Origin of the sequence: Limosilactobacillus reuteri, from assembly GCF_002254085.1 — a bacterium.
In the GTDB taxonomy this organism is placed as follows: Bacteria; Bacillota; Bacilli; order Lactobacillales; family Lactobacillaceae; genus Limosilactobacillus; species Limosilactobacillus reuteri_K.
Map to the genome: position 1 here is coordinate 1 of NZ_NGPY01000021.1, position 18,287 is coordinate 18,287.

General features: G+C 38.5%; 18 protein-coding genes, 1 tRNA gene, 2 pseudogenes and 1 other annotated feature. Of the genes and pseudogenes, 9 read left to right on the forward strand and 12 right to left on the reverse strand.

What is annotated here, in order from left to right; translation table 11 throughout:
- Nucleotides 1-189: 189 nt before the first annotated feature.
- The 5 genes and pseudogenes from CBG10_RS11455 to CBG10_RS04975 all read right to left on the reverse strand — a co-directional run bounded on the left by CBG10_RS11455 (nucleotide 190) and on the right by CBG10_RS04975 (nucleotide 4,243).
- On the reverse strand, nucleotides 190-408 hold the full coding sequence (locus CBG10_RS11455) for an IS110 family transposase (RefSeq protein WP_225360034.1): 219 nt from the start codon (nucleotides 406-408) through the stop codon (nucleotides 190-192).
- A gap of 339 nt (nucleotides 409-747) precedes the next feature.
- Nucleotides 748-969: pseudogene (locus tag CBG10_RS11460) on the reverse strand (IS110 family transposase); the annotation flags it as partial.
- A 364-nt stretch (nucleotides 970-1,333) separates the two neighbouring features.
- Nucleotides 1,334-1,407 (reverse strand) — tRNA-Thr (locus CBG10_RS04965).
- A gap of 39 nt (nucleotides 1,408-1,446) precedes the next feature.
- Entirely contained in the window at nucleotides 1,447-2,808 is a 1,362-nt protein-coding gene (locus CBG10_RS04970; RefSeq protein WP_019252299.1) for an aspartate aminotransferase family protein, read from the reverse strand.
- Entirely contained in the window at nucleotides 2,771-4,243 is a 1,473-nt protein-coding gene (locus CBG10_RS04975) for an APC family permease (RefSeq protein WP_003665515.1), read from the reverse strand. Before CBG10_RS04975 ends, CBG10_RS04970 begins: the two co-directional genes overlap by 38 nt.
- Nucleotides 4,244-4,540: 297 nt before the next feature.
- On the opposite strand from CBG10_RS04975, the gene nth reads away from it, so the two are divergent.
- Both nth and CBG10_RS04985 read left to right on the forward strand, forming a co-directional pair.
- Nucleotides 4,541-5,182, forward strand: a complete 642-nt coding sequence (gene nth / locus CBG10_RS04980) for an endonuclease III (protein ID WP_035151321.1) — start codon at nucleotides 4,541-4,543, stop codon at nucleotides 5,180-5,182.
- A gap of 23 nt (nucleotides 5,183-5,205) precedes the next feature.
- Nucleotides 5,206-5,484, forward strand: a complete 279-nt coding sequence (locus CBG10_RS04985) for an FMN-binding protein (protein ID WP_019252296.1) — start codon at nucleotides 5,206-5,208, stop codon at nucleotides 5,482-5,484.
- Nucleotides 5,485-5,571: 87 nt separating this feature from the next.
- Here the strand turns inward: CBG10_RS04985 and CBG10_RS04990 are convergent, their stop codons facing one another.
- Both CBG10_RS04990 and CBG10_RS04995 read right to left on the reverse strand, forming a co-directional pair.
- Nucleotides 5,572-6,768: an MFS transporter gene (locus CBG10_RS04990; RefSeq protein ID WP_003665510.1), complete on the reverse strand. Its 1,197-nt coding sequence runs from the start codon at nucleotides 6,766-6,768 to the stop codon at nucleotides 5,572-5,574.
- A gap of 146 nt (nucleotides 6,769-6,914) precedes the next feature.
- On the reverse strand, nucleotides 6,915-7,847 hold the full coding sequence (locus CBG10_RS04995; protein ID WP_003674547.1) for an L-lactate dehydrogenase: 933 nt from the start codon (nucleotides 7,845-7,847) through the stop codon (nucleotides 6,915-6,917).
- A 186-nt stretch (nucleotides 7,848-8,033) separates the two neighbouring features.
- Nucleotides 8,034-8,277, forward strand: a binding site (T-box leader).
- Between the two features lie 92 nt (nucleotides 8,278-8,369).
- Between CBG10_RS04995 and CBG10_RS05000 the strand changes: the two genes are divergently transcribed.
- The 5 genes and pseudogenes from CBG10_RS05000 (at nucleotide 8,370) to CBG10_RS11765 (ending at nucleotide 13,836) form a co-directional block, all read left to right on the forward strand.
- Complete coding sequence (locus CBG10_RS05000; RefSeq protein ID WP_094502396.1) at nucleotides 8,370-9,221, forward strand: MetQ/NlpA family ABC transporter substrate-binding protein; 852 nt, start codon at nucleotides 8,370-8,372, stop codon at nucleotides 9,219-9,221.
- 11 nt (nucleotides 9,222-9,232) lie between these two features.
- Entirely contained in the window at nucleotides 9,233-10,297 is a 1,065-nt protein-coding gene (locus tag CBG10_RS05005) for a methionine ABC transporter ATP-binding protein (RefSeq protein WP_094502397.1), read from the forward strand.
- On the forward strand, nucleotides 10,272-10,979 hold the full coding sequence (locus CBG10_RS05010; protein WP_371824009.1) for a methionine ABC transporter permease: 708 nt from the start codon (nucleotides 10,272-10,274) through the stop codon (nucleotides 10,977-10,979). Before CBG10_RS05005 ends, CBG10_RS05010 begins: the two co-directional genes overlap by 26 nt.
- An 18-nt stretch (nucleotides 10,980-10,997) precedes the next feature.
- Nucleotides 10,998-12,143 carry an ArgE/DapE family deacylase gene (locus CBG10_RS05015; protein WP_065867745.1) on the forward strand — a complete coding sequence of 382 codons (1,146 nt, stop codon included), beginning with the start codon at nucleotides 10,998-11,000 and terminating at the stop codon, nucleotides 12,141-12,143.
- A 345-nt stretch (nucleotides 12,144-12,488) separates the two neighbouring features.
- A pseudogene (locus CBG10_RS11765) lies at nucleotides 12,489-13,836 on the forward strand (ClC family H(+)/Cl(-) exchange transporter).
- 48 nt (nucleotides 13,837-13,884) lie between these two features.
- On the opposite strand, the gene msrB reads toward CBG10_RS11765, so the two are convergent.
- The 5 genes from msrB to CBG10_RS05045 form a co-directional block, all read right to left on the reverse strand.
- On the reverse strand, nucleotides 13,885-14,313 hold the full coding sequence (gene msrB, locus CBG10_RS05025) for a peptide-methionine (R)-S-oxide reductase MsrB (RefSeq protein ID WP_019252291.1): 429 nt from the start codon (nucleotides 14,311-14,313) through the stop codon (nucleotides 13,885-13,887).
- A gap of 71 nt (nucleotides 14,314-14,384) precedes the next feature.
- Complete coding sequence (locus CBG10_RS05030) at nucleotides 14,385-15,023, reverse strand: ABC transporter permease (RefSeq protein ID WP_003674534.1); 639 nt, start codon at nucleotides 15,021-15,023, stop codon at nucleotides 14,385-14,387.
- Entirely contained in the window at nucleotides 15,016-15,786 is a 771-nt protein-coding gene (locus tag CBG10_RS05035; RefSeq protein WP_035151300.1) for an ABC transporter ATP-binding protein, read from the reverse strand. Before CBG10_RS05035 ends, CBG10_RS05030 begins: the two co-directional genes overlap by 8 nt.
- Nucleotides 15,761-16,426: an ABC transporter permease gene (locus CBG10_RS05040; protein WP_094502516.1), complete on the reverse strand. Its 666-nt coding sequence runs from the start codon at nucleotides 16,424-16,426 to the stop codon at nucleotides 15,761-15,763. Before CBG10_RS05040 ends, CBG10_RS05035 begins: the two co-directional genes overlap by 26 nt.
- Nucleotides 16,427-16,490: 64 nt before the next feature.
- On the reverse strand, nucleotides 16,491-17,390 hold the full coding sequence (locus CBG10_RS05045; protein ID WP_094502517.1) for a glycine betaine ABC transporter substrate-binding protein: 900 nt from the start codon (nucleotides 17,388-17,390) through the stop codon (nucleotides 16,491-16,493).
- A 148-nt stretch (nucleotides 17,391-17,538) separates the two neighbouring features.
- Here CBG10_RS05045 and CBG10_RS05050 point away from each other — a divergent pair, with 148 nt between their 5' ends.
- Both CBG10_RS05050 and CBG10_RS11040 read left to right on the forward strand, forming a co-directional pair.
- Nucleotides 17,539-17,994: an Rrf2 family transcriptional regulator gene (locus CBG10_RS05050; RefSeq protein WP_094502518.1), complete on the forward strand. Its 456-nt coding sequence runs from the start codon at nucleotides 17,539-17,541 to the stop codon at nucleotides 17,992-17,994.
- A 2-nt stretch (nucleotides 17,995-17,996) separates the two neighbouring features.
- Entirely contained in the window at nucleotides 17,997-18,113 is a 117-nt protein-coding gene (locus CBG10_RS11040; RefSeq protein WP_136001187.1) for an SDR family oxidoreductase, read from the forward strand.
- The last annotated feature ends 174 nt before the right edge of the window (nucleotides 18,114-18,287 follow it).

Here is an 18,287-nt window from a genome sequence, read left to right on the forward strand (position 1 = left end):
TTACATAACCACTTCGTATGGGCTAAGCTATTTAATTTATTAGCCATATTTATATAACCTCTTTTCCCTTATTGACTTTGGCTTGAACACCTACATCTTAAGGCAAAAGAGGCCTTTTTTATATAATCTTTATCGCCCACCCGCATAGCAGGTGGTTTTTTGTTTCGTACACTCGCTCTGCTCGCGCACTCAACCAGGTCTAAAGACATTAATATGATCGGCAGCAACGAAGTTGCCCGATTCATAATGTCTAAGATCAATTCCAATGTAAGCATTAAGAGCATTACTACTGTGAAAGCGACGAATATCACCTAATTCACCGATTAAAGAAGTAACAGTATGTACACCAAATTCCGGAATACTTAGCAGTAAATTATATTCAGGCAAATTTTCTACTTCGTGTTGCATTTCTACAATAATTTTATCTTTTTTATGGACTTCCTCAACAATGCGATTGGTCAAATATTGAATTTGTTCGTAAACATAATAATTGTCATTAACAACCGGATAAGCTTTTTTAGCAAGTACTAATAGCTTTTCGGCAATACAATTAGCACGGCTAATTGATATAACTTTATTAGTGCTATTTAAAATAAAGGAACTTAGCTCAGCATATGGAACATTTAAGACTTTTGAAGGACAGGAAAAGTGCTGTACAACTTCCCAATATAACTCGTTATTAGTATTACTAAATAATGACTCTAATTGCGAGAAAGTAAGCTGTAAGGCGGGGTGAATAATAAAACTAGTTTTAGCTAAATTAAGTGCATCACTGCGGTCAGATTTGTAAGGACGTAAATTATCGAGCTGCTTTTTAGCAGCTAGTGGGTTAAGCATAGTATATTCAAGGTTATTACAATCGAGAAAGTGTTGAAGAGTTCGTGAGTAAATACCAGTTGCTTCAAAAACTATTTCAGGTTGATGGAAAGACTTAAGTAACTTTAATAAATTGTCTAGTCCAGGGCGATCGAGGGTAAGTTTAAGTTCATCAACGTTTACTCAACGATTGCCAGATTAATAGTATGTTTACTAACATCAATCCCAAATATCGTGCGCATTCTATCATCTCCAAATGAAGTATAATCACAAAAGGGTCTATTAAATCTAATTTTCAATACACGACTTAGGAGCCAACAGACTAAGAGCAGATTAATAATAAACTTGTGAAGTTGCCAGTTTTAAATCCGACGTCAAGCGTCAACAAAAAGTACGACATATCAACTTCACTCCTACTTTAACAAAAAGTAGTGAAAACATCAGAACCGTCGTTCTGATATTTCCACTACTAAGCTTAGTTTGTTTTTAAAGATGAATTGTACGACGTTACTCAAAAAGCCATCTAGCGGGTTCGAACCGCCGACCTCATCCTTACCATGGATGTGCTCTACCTAGCTGAGCTAAGATGGCGCTTAAAGTATACCCGAAGATGGTCTTAAATTGCAAGAGTTACCAACCTAACTCTTCTGCATTTGCGGGAGCAGCTAATTTACCAGCGGCTAATTCCGCGAATGCTTGATCAATCATCGCAAAAGCTTGATCTAATTCTTTTTCTGTAATAACTAATGGTGGTTGGAAACGAAGAATGCTTCCCCGTAAGCTAATGATAATCGCCCCTAATTCAAAGATGCGATACATTAACTTGGTTGTTGCTTCTGTATCACCTTTTCCTGTCGCCGGATCGACGATATCAATACCACCATCAAGCCCATACATTCGAACATCACCCACGAAGGGATATTTTTGCTGTTCAAGCTTAAAAAATTGAGCTGCTTTTTTACCAAGTCGTTGTGAACGCTCTAAAAGGTGCTCATTCTGAATGACATCTAAGGTCGCATTCGCTGCCGCAGTCGTAATCGGATTGCCAGCTGTAGTATAAACATTAGCTGGCGCACCTAGTGATTCCAGAATCTCTTTACGGCCAATCATTGCACTAAGCGGCATTCCGGATGCTAAGGACTTCCCAACAGACATTAAATCCGGCTCAATCCCAAAATGTTGAATGGACCACCACTTACCAGTACGGCCCATGCCCTGATTAACTTCATCAACGGCAAAGAGAATTCCATTAGCTTTAGCAAACTCATATACCTTTTGCATATAAGCAGGCGGAGTTTTTACAATTCCCCCATCACCCTGAATTGGTTCAATAAGAATTGCCGCTACTTCATCCACTGGTAAATAAGTTTCAAAAGGTAACATAAATTGATGAAACATCCGCTCAACAAACGCTTCGTCACTTTCATTAGTCAATCGTTCCCATGGACTAGGGAATGGTACCTTTACTACGCCTGGTAGCATTGGACCCATTTTTCTTGTCATATTTAATGAAACACCTGACAAGCTCATTGAACCGTAAGTTGATCCATGATAGGCCCCGGTAAAGGAAATAATATATTGACGACCAGTATATGCCCGAGCAAATTTAATAATTGCATCGTTAGCATCCGAACCAGAATTACCCCATACCATTTCAACTGGTCCACTTATCGGCGCTAATTCTGCTAATCGAGGTGCTAACCGCGCTGCTTGCGAATTAGCAAAGTACGCTGGAGTATACTGAATCATTTTAGCTGCTTGTTCTTGAATAGCTTGGACTACTCGCGGATGTGCATGGCCAGTATTAGTTGAACTAGCACTGGCAAGCAAATCGATATAATTATTGCCTTCAATGTCAGTAACTACGGCACCCCGTCCGTGATCTAATACAATATCGTAGTACTTAATCCGGGCAGCACTCGCAAATGCATTTTCTTCTTCTAATAAAACATCTCTATTCGTCTTCTCCTGCTTCAGTTTCGTTTTTAACATTTTGTCCATCTTCTTTCTTTGCCAGTGACGAGTGACGCATTCCATAAGCAGAGTAAATAATTAAGCCGAAGACAAACCAGATACCAGCATAAAGTTTTGCCTGGTAATCTAATCCCATAAACACAAGTAATGAAGCAAGAAAACCTAGAGCTGGTAATACTGGATAGAATGGCATCTTAAATGAAGGGTCTGGAATATCTTTTCCTTCACGACGACGTAATGCATAGATACCAAGTGAAACAAACATAAAGGCAATCAACGTACCGGCTGAGATCAATTGGGAAAGAAAGGCGAATGGGAAGAAAGCGCCGATCAAAACAGCACCAATTGTAAGTGTCCAAAGTGCACGGTTTGGTCGATTATGTTCATCAAGTTTCCCAAGCCATTTTGGCAACATTCCATCACGACCAAATGAGTAAATCAACCGCGAACCAGCCATACTCATCCCAATCAAGGCGGTAAACATCCCTAGAACAGCAATTGTTTGAACAACAGTTGCTACACCACTATGATGAGCTGCACGTAATGCAAGCCCAACTGGTTCAGCACTGTTAGCGTATTGTTGATATGGTAATACCCCAATCAATACAAGACTAACTGCTATAAAAAGAACAACCGCGATTACTAAGGAACCAAGGATTCCACGTGGCATCGTTTTTTGTGGATTGATTGCTTCCGCTGAATTAGCAGCAATTGAGTCAAATCCGATATAGGAAAGGAAAATCATCGATACCCCGGCATATATACCTTGCCAACCACCAAATGCACCATTAGCTGTTTCATGGTATTGTGGAATAAATGGCATAAAGTTGCTTGCTTTTATAGCGGTTAAACCAACAACAATAAAAAGTAAAATTGCAAAAACTTTAAGAATAACAAGAAGATTTTCAACACGAGCAGCTTGTGATACCCCGCGTGAAATTAAGAGGGCTACTAAAATAATTACAACAACTGAAACAATATCAACAACTCCGCCATCTGTACCAAAAGCATTTGATAATGAAGCAGGCAGCTTCCAGCCAAGCGGAACAAATAATGCCCGGAAGTTAGCAGAGAGACCAGACCCAACAAAGGCCAAAGCAATAAAGTATTCAGCTAATAGTGCCCAACCAGCGATCCAACCAAAAAACTCTCCAAACACGACGTTAATCCATGAATAGGCTGAACCGGCAAACGGCATTGCAGCAGCCATTTCTGCATAGGCGAAGGCAACTAGTCCCGCCACGATCGCAGCAATTAAAAAAGAGATAACTACTGAAGGGCCGGTATGCATTGCGGCCACTTCACCAGGAAGAGTGAAAATGGAAGTGGACACAATCGTTCCAACACCTAAAGCTAAAAAGTCCCGCACCTTCAAAGATCGAACCAAATGACCGTCTTTATTATCATAAACACGCGGGTCTTCTTTACGTGTAATTGTTTTCCAAAAACTCATAATCATCCTCCTTTTCTGAATAATTAAAATTTGATTAGAATTATAAGAAAATCTTTAATACATTTTACCAAGGTGGTCTTCTCTGGTCAATCGTTTATTTAAATTAATTAAAGAAAGCGATTTCTACAATTACATCCATATTAAACATTTTTTCCTTAACATAAATTGATGTCATATTGCTAACCTCAAATTTTACAAATAATAATTTAATGAGCATAAAATGAGGTTATTACCCTTCGCTATTTTAATCATTCGGGTTAAAATGGTTATAATCATATTCGAAAAGAGTGATTTTATATGTTATCACCAGATGAAATTCGTTACTCAATCAAGGTCATGCGGCAAACATTTCCCGAAGCAGGAACAACTTTGATTGCTGACACAAACTACCACTTTCTCTTGGCTACAATTTTGAGTGCACAGTCAACAGATCAATCTGTCAATGAAGTAACGCCAGCACTATTCGCTCGTTTTCCGTTGCCAGCAGATTTAGCAGGGGTTGAGCCCGCGGAAGTGGAGCCTTATATCAAAAGATTGGGACTTTATCGAAATAAAGCTAAGTTCCTAGTCAAAACTTCTCAACAAATTGTTACTGACTTTAACGGTGAGGTTCCCCACACTCTCAAGGAGCTAATGACCTTATCTGGGGTCGGTAGGAAAGTTGCTGACGTCGTCCTCGCAGAATGCTTTAATATTCCTGCTTTCCCAGTTGATACCCACGTTAGTCGTGTTGCCCGCCGCCTAAGAATGGTAGATCCCCAAGCATCCATTCTTGCAATTGAAAAGAAATTAATGAAAACTATTCCTCCTGAACGCTGGTTAGATGCTCATCATAGTATGATTTTTTGGGGTAGGTATGTCTGCACGGCAAGAAATCCTAAATGCCAAACTTGCCCGTTATTATCACTCTGCGTAACGGGGCAAAATAATGTAATTTAACTTAAAATATTAGGGAGAAAGAAATGAGAGAAATAGCAAAAAATCAATATATTGGAAGTGGCTTTAGTGCTTATGGTGGTGAATTAGAAGTTTTACTCACCTATCAAGATAAAAAGATTCAAGATTTACAAGTAATCAAACATCATGAATCCGAAATGGGTCAATGGGCTTTGGATGAACTTCCCGACAAAATTATTGCAGCTAATAGCGCAGACGTGGATGGTATTACTGGGGCCAGTGCAACGAGCCGTGCAATTAAAGAAGCAACTAAAGATGCACTGCAACAGGCACGACAAAATTAAGTATAAATACAACAATAGCGAGAAATTAGAAAAGTTTTGTTTTTCCTAATTTCTCGCTATTTTCTTTTCTTACATAAAATTAAACATTTAATCGTTAGCAGCTGCTTTTCTTTCCCGTCCTAAAACAAGCGTTATTACCCAGGAAATAATTAGGAATATCGATACAAACCAATATGGATATTGATAATTAACATCTAATAAATAGCCACTAATAAGAGGTCCAATAATATTCCCCACACTTGTTAACGACATATTTACCCCGTTCAATAATCCTTGATTTGTCTTGCTCATCTTAGTTAATAATGTAGTAATTGTTGGGCGTAACATATCGAATGCTTCAAAAACAAACAAGGTTGCAATAATAATATGCCAATGATTATGATCATAAATCACCATGATCGTTCCAACTAAACTAAGGAAAAAACTGTATCGCATTAGTCGAACTTCTCCCAGCCAGCGAACTAACCGATCAAAGAAAAAGACTTGCAGGATAAGTGAAATAATCCCATTGAGCGTTAAAACAAGCGCAATTGCGTTTAAGTCAAAATTATGAACTTCATTGACATATAAACTATAAATACTTTCAAAGCCCGCTAACCCAAATGAAGCTACAAAGATCATTCCAAAGAGCGTAATTAGTATTGGGGTCATAATTTGTTTCAACTGACTCCAACCACCAGTCAATAATTCATTTTCTGGATTTTTAGTTTCACTCTTAAATAGTTCATCCTCATCGTGAGGTAAAAAGCGCCAGGCAACAACCGTACTAATCAATCCCAGAATACCAGCAACCCAAAATGGGAATTTATAATTTACATGCGCTAACATTCCACCAAGACCTGGTCCTAAAATTAATCCCCCACTAAAAGCTGCTGACAACCACCCAATAACTTTGGCGCGGTCTTTTTCACTAGTAATGTCTGCCGCTAATGCCATTGATGTTGGCACAAACATAGCTGCTGATAATCCATCGACCGCCCGCGATAAGTCAAATAACCATAAATGCTGTGCTAAGGCAAAAACAAATTCAGCAATCGCAAATATCAGCAATCCCCATACTAACATTGGCTTTCGTCCAACCTTGTCTGAAATCCGACCAACAATGGGTGAAGCAATAAATTGCACAAACGCGAATAGGGAAGACATCACTCCCATGTCAAAGGCAGTAAAGTGATATTCATTTTTAATGAACGGTTCAACTGGGAAGATAAGACTCATTCCAAGACAAATCAAAAACTCACAAAAAAGAACTACAAAAATTATACGCTTTACTTCTTTTGTCATGATATATTTCCTTTCTATATTTTTACAGAATAAAAGTGGTGCCACCAAATTTATCTGATGACGCCACTTTTATTCGTTAAGTATAGAAGCAACTCTACCATGCATAATTTTTTTATGCTAGTCTATTTTCTTCATTTAAATTTTCCTTAATCTTTTGCTTGCAAACTTTCTTGATATTTCTCCTTAATGAAATCCGCTGATGTTTGCAGCTTTTGCAGTTCTTCTTCTGTCAAGTCAAGTTGGGCTTGCTCTACAACTCCATCACGACCAACGACCGCTGGGTAAGACAAGTAAACTCCGTATTCTTCACGGAAATTCGATACCGGTAATTCAGTTAATGAATCGGATAAAATTGCATTGACAAGCTTAACAGCTGCCGTTGCAACCCCATAATTAGTATACTTTTTCCCTTGAAAGACAGTCCAGCCACCCATCTTAGCTTCCTTATCAAGCTCTTCTAAGTCTAATCCACGCTTATCTGCTAATTCAGTTAAAGGACGACCCAGAACGCGAACAGTGGACCATGCTGTAAATTGAGAATTACCGTGCTCACCAAGATTATAGCCATCCACAGAACGCGGATCCAAATTAAGTCGTTCAGCCACTGCCCGCTTCATTCGTGCAGAGTCAAGCAGTGTCCCCGTTCCTAATACATGGTTCTTCGGAAGACCAGTTATTTTTTGATAGAGCGAAGTAATAACATCAACCGGGTTAGTAATAGCCACGATCTTGCCCTTAAAGCCACTTTCCTTAATCTTTTGCGCAACCTCTTTTACTGCTTGCCGAGTAAATGGAAGTTCCGCAAAACGATCAGCATTAGGATTATCTTGAAGCTTGATGTTTCCTAACGCAGATACAATTACATCCGCATCCTTCAACGCACTGTAATCATTAACAGTAATATTAGTATGGAAAGGCAAATTAGCCATCGCATCTTCAAAATCAAGTGCATCTGCCTTAACCTTTGCTTCGTTTTTGTCGATCAGAACTAGGTCATCTGCAAAACCCATTGCCACAATATAGTGGGCAACTGTTGACCCCACATTACCCATTCCGATAACTCCAACTTTTCGTGTCATTACTAAGACCCCTTTCAATTTCTTTTTAATTATTTTTTAATCTTAACATAATTATTTTTTAATTACTATAGATAGGCAAAATAAAAAACGATTGAGGACTCAAATAAGACAAAATTTAAATTAAAAAATCCGTTGACAAAAATTAGAGAATCATTATAATGGAACACATAATAATTAATTGAACGTTAAAACATATCGAAAAGCAGAGTAAGTAGTGAAACTTTCAAGAGAGCTTCTGGGTGGTGTGAAGAAGCAAGCGTAACTACTGAAGATGGGCTTGGAATGGTATCGATGATTGTTAGTCGATAACGGGTTAGCACACGTTATTAGTGCTAGGTAATTCTAATTATTTTATTAGAGTAACCTACTGAGGCTGGGTCTGTGAAGATTCAGCAAATAAAGGTGGTAACGCGAAGCACTCGTCCTTTGAATAAAGGGACGAGTGCTTTTTTTATTTACTAGCAAGTTAACGTTTTAATTAACCAACGAAAATATTTAATTGATTGAAAGGGAGTTTTTACTATGAAGAGAAAGAAAAGAAGAAATATCATTATTTGGTCAGTAGTTGCACTTATCGTTGTTATTGCCGGATACTTTAGTTTTATCCGTCCGCAACAACAAGCAAAACGGACTGTTACTGTCGGGATTATGGCTGGTTCAAAACAAGACGATGAAATTTGGAATTCAGTAAGCAAAACCGCTAAAGATAAGTACAACGTTACTTTAAAATTCAAACGATTCACTGATTACAACCAACCAAACAAGGCTTTGGAAAATGGCGACGTCGACTTAAACTCTTTCCAACACAAGTTATTCTTACAAACATGGAATAAGGCGCATAAGACAGACCTTGTTTCTATCGGTGACACCTACATCACGCCAATCCGTCTTTACTCTAAGCAATACAAGAGCGTTAAAGAAATTCCTGATGGCGGAACAATTGCGGTGCCAAATGATGCTTCAAACGAATCACGGGCATTATTCGCATTGAAGAACGCTGGTTTGATCGAATTAAAGAAGGGTACTAAGCTCGCCACCGTTAGTTCAATTTCTAAGAATCCCCATGACCTCAAGATTAAAGAATTAGCAGCCGACCAGACTGCTCGGTCTTTAGATAATGTAGACGCAGCGGTAGTTAATACCAACTATGCTCAAGCAGCCGGCCTTAACTACAAGAGCGCTATCTTTGTTGAACCAGTTAATAAAGACTCTGAACAATGGGTTAACATCATTGCCGCAAAGGATAGCCAAAAGAATAATAAAATCTACAAGGATGTCGTAAAAGCTTACCAAACAGAAAAGACAAAACAAGAAATCAAAAAACTTTACGGTACTGCTGAAATTCCAGCTTGGGATCTTAACTTCAATAAATAAGGAGGATTAATATGGCAAACTCCATTATTGACTTAGATAATATTAGCGTAACTTTTAAACAGCGAAAACAAACTGTTCACGCGGTAAAAGATGTTACCTTAAAAGTAGAAAAAGGTGATATTTACGGGATTGTCGGTTATTCTGGTGCCGGTAAATCGACATTAGTTCGAACAATTAACCTCCTACAACTTCCCTCTGCTGGATCAGTAACGGTTAATGGCACTGTCTTTTTCAAAGACCATCAACAGCAAATTAGTAATAAAAAGTTGCAAGAAAAGCGGCGAAAGATTGGAATGATTTTTCAACACTTTAATTTATTGAATGAGACTTCAGTAATTGAAAATGTCCTTTTCGCTCTTAAACATACCGACTTGGATGATGACGCAAAAGAGAAGAAGGCTCTTGAACTTTTAGATTTAGTAGGCTTAAAGGACAAAGCTGAATTCTACCCTGTTCAATTATCTGGTGGTGAGCAACAACGAGTTTCAATTGCCAGGGCATTAGCTAACGATCCTGAAATCCTAATTTCTGATGAAGCTACTTCTGCCCTTGATCCTCAAAATACTAATCAGATTCTAGACCTTCTCAAACGGCTCAACGATAAATTAGATTTAACAATTGTCCTCATTACCCACGAAATGGATGCCGTTAAACGGGTAGCTAATAAGATTGCTGTCATGGAATATGGACAAATCATTGAGCGCGGCACCTTGCAGAAGGTGTTCCTCCAACCACAACAAGACTTAACTCGTCAATTTGTGGGAGGTTCCTTAGCCGCAGTCGATACCCTTAAAGCATTTGACCTTGGCCACCTTGACGATGATGAAGAGTTGCTGCAATTGGTCTACGATGCAAATAATGTGACTAAATCAATCATTATCGAGTTATATAAGAAGCTGCAAGTTGAAGCAAGTATGCTTTATGGAAACATTGAAGTCTTGGCCGGTTCACCAGTCGGTACCCTGTTTGTGGTTATCAAGGGCGATGCTGATAAGCGTCAACAAGCTATTGACTTCTTAAAAGAAAACGATGTTACTGTCACAAAGATTGATGATCGGAGGATTTGGAATGAATAATCTTATACCAAATGTAATTCAACTTGGTTGGGGTGGTGACAACGGTTGGGGCACTTCAATCGTTCAAACTATCTACATGACTTTCTGGCCTGCTATCTTCGGCGGAATTTTAGGATTAATCTTCGGAGTTGCGCTTGTGGTTACTGAGCCCGGTGGAATTTTAGAAAATCGAATTATTTTTAGTATCGTTGATAAAGTCGTATCTGTTTTCCGGGCAATTCCATTTATCATTTTGTTGGCCTTCATTGCCCCCTTCACCCAATTGATTGTTGGAACACAGATTGGAACAACCGCCGCATTAGTGCCACTTTCATTAGGTGTATTTGCTTTCTATGCTCGTCAAGTTCAAGTTGCGCTTGAAAGTGTTGACCACGGTAAAATTGAAGCTGCCCAAGCTATCGGGGCTACTAACTGGGATATCATTATTGACGTTTACCTCCGCGAAGCCCGTTCTGAACTTGTCCGTGTCTCCACTGTTACATTAATTAGTTTAGTTAGCCTTACTGCAATGGCTGGTGCAATTGGTGCTGGTGGTTTAGGTAATACTGCTATTTCATACGGTTACGACCGCTTTAACAACGACGTAACCCTTGTCGCCACGATTCTTGTTCTTTTATTTGTTTTAATCATTCAAGTAGTTGGCGATATTTTAGCCAAGAAACTTAACCACCAAGACCGTTAAAATTAGGAAGGATTAACTATGGAAGTCAGTGAAAAAGTCAAAGTACTGCAAGATTTAATAAAAATCCATTCTGTCAATGGAAATGAAGTTGAAGTAGCCCACTACTTACAAAAACTTTTAGCAAGTCACGGAATTGATTCAAAAATTGATGAATTTGGTGACCGTCGTGCAAATTTGATTGCAGAAATCGGAACTGGTGAAAGCAAAAAAATTCTTGGACTCACTGGGCACCAAGACACTGTGGCAGTACCTAATCCAGATCGCTGGCAACATGATCCCTTTGGCGGTGAGATTAACGGTGATTATGTTTTCGGTCGGGGAGCAGCTGACATGAAAAGCGGTCTGGCTGCTCAAGCCATCGTCTTAATCGAATTAAAAGAAGCTGGTCAACTGCCATCAGGAACGGTTAGATTTATTGCTACCGCCGGAGAAGAACTTGGTACTCCTGGTGCCTATCGATTACAAAAACAAGGAGTTGCCGATGATCTTGATGCATTAGTAGTCGGTGAACCAACTGGCGGAAACGTTATTTTTGCTCACTCAGGAAGTATGAACTATCGCGTTACTAGCTATGGAAAGTCTTGTCATAGTTCACATCCGCAAAACGGTATTAATGCAATTGAGGGGTTGCTAAAGTTTATCGAAGAAGAAAAACACCTTTTTGATAATAGCAAGGATGATCAGTATCTCGGTAAAGTACAGCATAGTATTACAGTTATTGATGGCGGCTCACAAGTTAATACCATCCCCGACAGTGCTAGTTTGCAAGGAAATATCCGCCCTACGGCAGCATTTAATAATGTTAAAGTTGCCGATCGATTAAATGATGCGCTTGAATATATTAACCACACAACTCCTTTCCAACTAGAGCTAAAAATTATTCAAGATTTTTATCCAATTGCGACAGAACCTAATAATGATTTTGTCCAAATCGCCCTCAATGCTGCTCAGCGTAATTATCCAAATGATATCAAACTCGATATTATCAATGGTGCAACAGATGCGAGTGTGTTTACATTAAATCGGCCAGATCTTCCGGTTGTAATTTTAGGTTGTGATGATTGGAATGCGGCTCATCAAAATGATGAATATACAACAATTTCCAGTTACGTCGCTACAATTAAAGCTTATAAGCAAATTATTCGTGATTTCTTCAAAGAATAAGCAAGATATTTAAATGAATACTCTAATTAGTAAAATAAGAGATGCTTTTTAATCAATTATAGCTAACTAATGTTATAATGCAGTCGATGTAAGCGATGTCAATTTTATTAAGAAAGGGTGTTTACCATGATGTCATTATTGAGTAACGTAATCGCTGTTGTAAGTTTTTCCGCAATTTTATTAGCTTCAATTATAAGTTTATTTGTGGGTGGTAAACACCAACATAGATTTTATTAAAAAGCTCATAGAAAATAAGAGTGAACAATACTTATCTCTCGCAGACTGTTATTGTTCACTCTCTTTTTATGCTAATATAGGGAAAACACCGTATTGAAGGCAGTATTTGTGAAAAATGAAAATACCTTATATCACAAACGGGCACGGGACATTTTAGGAAAACCATTCACCTCCATTGTTTCGCGTTACCTTGGCGTTAGCATTGCTATTGGGATAGTAACTGGTCTTGTAATCGGAGTCTTTCGCTGGATTATCGACCGGACCCTTACATTACTGACAATTATTTATCCTTTTATGGGTAAGCATCCTTAGCTATTAATTCCATATATATTAGGAACATTTATCGTTGCATGGATAATCGGAAAAATCGTTAAGCCCTATGAAACAGATGTTGTTCGTTCTGGCGTTACCCAATTAAAAGCTGCTTTGTTAGGAAAGCATCGTATTCATTGGTGGCCAGTATTATGGCGAAAATTCGTTGCTAGTTTGCTTACTATCTGTCCAGGACTTTTCTTAGGGCGTGAAGGACCAAGTATCCAAATTGGTGCCTGTATCGGAGCCTGCTTTAACGAAAAATTCTTTCACTTTACGGACAAAGATAAATATTTATTGATGGAGTGTGGCGTTGCGGCCGGATTATCTGCGGCTTTTAGTGCTCCTTTAGCAGGAACAATGTTTTTATTAGAAGAAATGACGCATAATTTTAATTCTCGAATTTGGATTCCTGCTTTAACTTCTTCCATCGTTTCTGCATTTATCACTTTTTTTATTCTTTGGTACTAAACCTTGCCTATATATTCCGATCACAACTAAATCACCAGTCGCATCCTATCCATGGCTAATCGTTGCTGGCGTTGTCATTGGTTTCTTGGCATACTGTTTTCAATTTGCTGCACTAAACCTAACTTGGTGGTACAGCAAAGTTACCTTTATTCCCAAAGAATTTCATAGCATTATTCCGTTATTATTAGTTATTCCAGTTGGATTATGGAATCCTTATATTCTTGGTGGTAGTCATGATTTTATTAAATACGTCACCAATATGTCCCTTACAACGAATTGGCAAGCAATGGTCGCAATTTTATTAGTTTATTTCATCCTTCGTTTCGGTGGCACAATGATCGCATATGGTGCTACTGTCCCAGGTGGTATTTTCATGCCATTATTCGTTTTAGGAACAGTTATCGGGGCATTGACTGGAACCATCCTTATCCATATGGGAATAATCCCAGCCAGTTGTTATGTCAACGTCATTATAATTTCAATGGCTGCATATTTTGGCGGAGCAGAAGGATTACCATTCACAGCAATTTTATTAGTAACTGAAATGGTTGGCTCAGTTGAACAAATTTTGCCAATGACATTAATTACTTTAGTCGCCTATTATGTTAATCGTTTATTAGGTGTCCGCCCTTCACTTTATGACGCAATGTTAGAAGAAAAACAAATAATTTAAAACCAAAATCGAGAATGGAAAAATTTTTCTTCCATTCTCGATTTTTAGTTATTTATCGAACAAACTTAGATATTCTCCATAGCCTTTTTCTTGCAATTTATCAACCGGAATAAACCGCAAAGCTGCTGAATTGATGCAATAGCGCAATCCTCCACGATCAGTTGGACCGTCAGTAAAGACATGCCCGAGATGCGAATCAGCTTCCTTACTTCTTACCTCGGTCCGCTCCATTCCAAATGATTGATCGCACTTTTCTGTAAGAACACGCTTCTTAATCGGTTTAGTAAATGCTGGCCAACCACATCCTGCATCGTATTTATCTAGTGATGAGAATAATGGTTCCCCACTAACAACGTCAACATAAATACCCGGTTCATCAAATCGATCATATTTACCACTATATGGTTTTTCAGTAACTCCCATTTGAGTCACAGCATATTGCATTGGCGTTAATTTCTTTAATTCATTTTTATCCATTCAGCATCCTCCTCGTTTTCGTTATCTATTTTGATTATACGAATTCTCAGTGAATACTACTAATTTCCTGCTCAGTTATTTAATACTCCTTTCCACCGATGCAACAACATCCACGAAATTAATTGAACAATTCCGGCACAAACTAATGTCAAAGCCATCGTCAAAACTGTTCCCCACAAAATTGGCACTACCTGTTGCCCCTGTAGTCCTTCAAACAATAATTGACCAAGCCCACCGGCATTGATTGTTGCCGCAATAGTTGCCATTGCCATTGTCGAAGCTAGTGCCACTTGGATTCCACTAAAAATTGCTGGTAATGCTAGCGGCAATTGAATTTGGCGAAAAACCTGTCGAGATGTCATCCCCATCCCAACACCAACTTCGATTAATTGTGGATCAACACCACGAATTCCCGTAATGAAGGAACGCAATAAAACATATTCAGAGTAGATCGTTAAAACAATAATTGCCGTCTTCATCCCTAACCCAGAAATTGGTAAGAGTAAGGCAAAAAATGCAAAACTTGGAATCGAATATAAGAGCGAAAAGAAATAGATCAAACTGTTAAGCCACTTTTCACGGCGCAAAAACAATAAGATTATTATAACTGCAATCACTAAAGCAATTGCTAATGAAGAAAGAACCATCGTTGCATGTTGCCGCACATCATCAAGCATTATCGGCCAATTCTCATTCCAATACTCAATCATATTGTTGCCTCCACAAATCTTGATTTTGGCGAATCGTTCCTAAAAGCTGCTCAACAAATTCAGTTGCTGGATGGCGAACAATTTCTTCCGGCGTAGCAAATTGAACGATGCCTCCTTCATGCATGATCATTACTCGCTGTCCCAAAAATAAGGCCTCGTTAATATCGTGAGTTACAAACATAAAAGTCTTTTCTGCTAATGATTCATGAATCTTTTTTACTTCTCGTTGCAATTCCATTCTCGTTAAGGCATCCAGCGCGCCAAAGGGTTCATCAAATAATACATACGGTGGATTAGTCGCTAAAGCTCTTGCCACTCCTACTCGCTGTTGTTGCCCACCAGATAATTGTTGAGGATAGCGATTCATATATTCAGCGGGATTTAGTTGAACAAGACTTAGTAATTCTTTAACACGATTATTAATCTCTTTCTTATCCCAATGCAGCATTTTGGGTACAACTGCAATATTTTGTCCAATTGTCATATGAGGAAATAATCCGATCTGTTGGACAACATATCCCATGTGCCGGCGTAATTTTACTAGATCGAGTTCCCGAAGCTTTTGTCCATCAATTAAGATTTCACCAGCACTTGGCGCTATCAACCCATTAATCATTTTCAAGGTAGTAGTTTTCCCTGAACCAGATGAGCCAAGAATCGTTATAAATTCGCCCTTGTTGACTGTAAAATTGAGATCAGGAATTACCGTTTGATCGTTAAAACGCTTCTCAACATGTTTAAATTGAATAATTGGTTCTGTCATGCTTTTGTACCTTTCTAATTAAAAAATCAAAGCTAATCATTGCCAGCAAGGATAAAATAGCAACGCTTACTGCGCCAATCACCACATAACTCATATCGTATAAGCCTAAGCCAGTAAATATTAGAGTTCCCAATCCACCAGCACCAATATAAGTCGCTAAAGTTGCACTGGCAATGATTTCAACCAATGCTAGTTTTATTCCGTTTAAAATATAGGGCAACGCCAGGGGAATTTCTATTTGTCGGCGTAACTGTCGCTGATCCATCCCCAGAGCTATCCCAACTTCCTTATACAGTGGGCTCACTTCATTAAAGCCAAGAATTGTATTGATTAGCAACGGCGGAAGCGCTAAAACAATTAAAGCAATTAACGCAGGGACAACCCCTGTTCCAATAAATGGAATTAATAAGAACAGTAATGCCAAACTAGGAATGATCCGTAACAGTTGCGCAAACATCACACAAAATTGAGCAACCGGTTTAATTCGCGAACCAATGTATCCTAATGGCAGTGCAATGATCATTGAAATTACAAGCGTTACAATAGTCAGAACAATATGCTGACCAACATATTGCCAATATTGTCCGCCATTTGTTTGAAAATATTGAATTATTTGCCCTAGCAAGCTACCACTCCCCATTTATTGCCTATAACGAAAGAGCAAATACCTAGCAATAAAAACTAGTTATCTGCCCCTCTGGCACTTATTTTATATTTTGATTATACCAATTTTTAGCAACAGCCTTATAATTCTGCCCGTCGACATTAACTTTTTTATTTAAATCTGTTAATTGCTTAGTTGTTAACTTCGCATCAACCTTATTTAAGGCTTGCTCCATTTTGGGATGACTTTTGGCAGCTTTTTTATTTACGACTGGTACTAAATTGTATGGTGGCCAAATATTCTTATTATCCTTTAGTAAAGTAAACTTACTAGTTGCTAATTGACCATCAGTTGTTGAAACCGGGGCTGCTTGAGCTTTTCCTTGTTCCATAATCTTATAGAGTAAATTTACGTCATAGTCCTTAATTGACTTAAAATCAAACTTACCATAAACTTTATTCATTTCTGGAAGGGCATCAGCACGTTTTTCGAACTCACCCTGTGAAGCAAAGTTAATCTTCTTTGCATTCTTTTGTAGTTCACTTAAATTAGTAATGTGGTACTTCTTCGCATCCTTAGTTGGCATTGCGACACCTTGGCGATTATCACCTGGTGCGTATTTAAATGTCGTTAAGCCGTCTTTTTGAATACCATCATGTGCTAGTTTAGCCATTTGACTAGCACTCTTGCCAGTCCCCTTCTTTTTGAGATATGCTTCTACGATTGTTCCCGTATAATCAGGATAAACGTCAACTTCGCCTTTTTGCGTTGCACTAAAAATTACATTATTTGAAATATTGGGTTTCCGAGTAACCTTATATCCTTCATGCTCCAGCGCAAGCGCGTAAATTTCACTGACAGTCTTACTTTCTGAGACGTTTTTTGACCCCACAATAATTGGTTTGTTGCTGGCCGCACTTGCTACCGCTGGCATAATAGTACCTGCTAGTAAACCAGCAATGCTTAATAATGAAAGAGCAACGATTTTCTTAAATCTCATTTATTTTCTCCTAACTTGTAACTCAAAAAGTTTCAATCAATAAGCTAATACTATATCCTAGAAAAATAATTGTCAAGGCAATATCAAATTTAATCCCTTGACATCATGTAACTGTATAAATTACAATTGCAATTAAAGGAATGATAATATGAAAATTTCAACCCGTTTTAGTGATAGCATCCATATTCTTGCTTTCGTTAATATTTATCAAGGAATTATTCCGTTAACAAGTAGTAATATCGCTAGCAGCATTGAAACTTCACCAGTTGTCGTCCGACGTTTGATGAGTGCGCTCAATAAAGCTGGATTAATCAATACTGTCCACGGGGCAGCAGATCCAGCGCTTGCAAAATCACCCGAAAACATCTCACTCTATGATATTTTTCTTGCGATCGAAGGGGATGCTCATCTATTTGCAATTGATGAACGAACAAATCCTCAATGCATCGTTGGCGGTAATATTCAAGAGACGCTTAACGGCTTTTACCAGCAAGCAGAAACAGCCGCGAAAGCTAAACTTGCGAGAACCAGTTTACAAGATGTCATCGACACTATTCGCGTTAAGCAAGCAATGAAAGATGCCGAAAAAGAAAGAAGAAACTAATAATGAAGTATATGGTTACTGGTGCAACCGGGCACCTTAGCCAACACGTTGTTAAGCAATTAAGCAAACTTTCATCCCCAGATAACATCCGCGTCTTGCTGCTCTTGTCCTTCCTTTGATTATAGGAATTGCTATTTACTATAAATTTCATCGTTAATATAGTCACAATCATAACCACCCGTCAAACGGGTGGTTTGCACATCGGCTATAAGCCGATAATAAAAGCCGGCGTCTCAAGGCGCTGGCTTTCGCTTTGCTCAAGCCAAAATGCTCTGACTACTTTGCCACCGCTT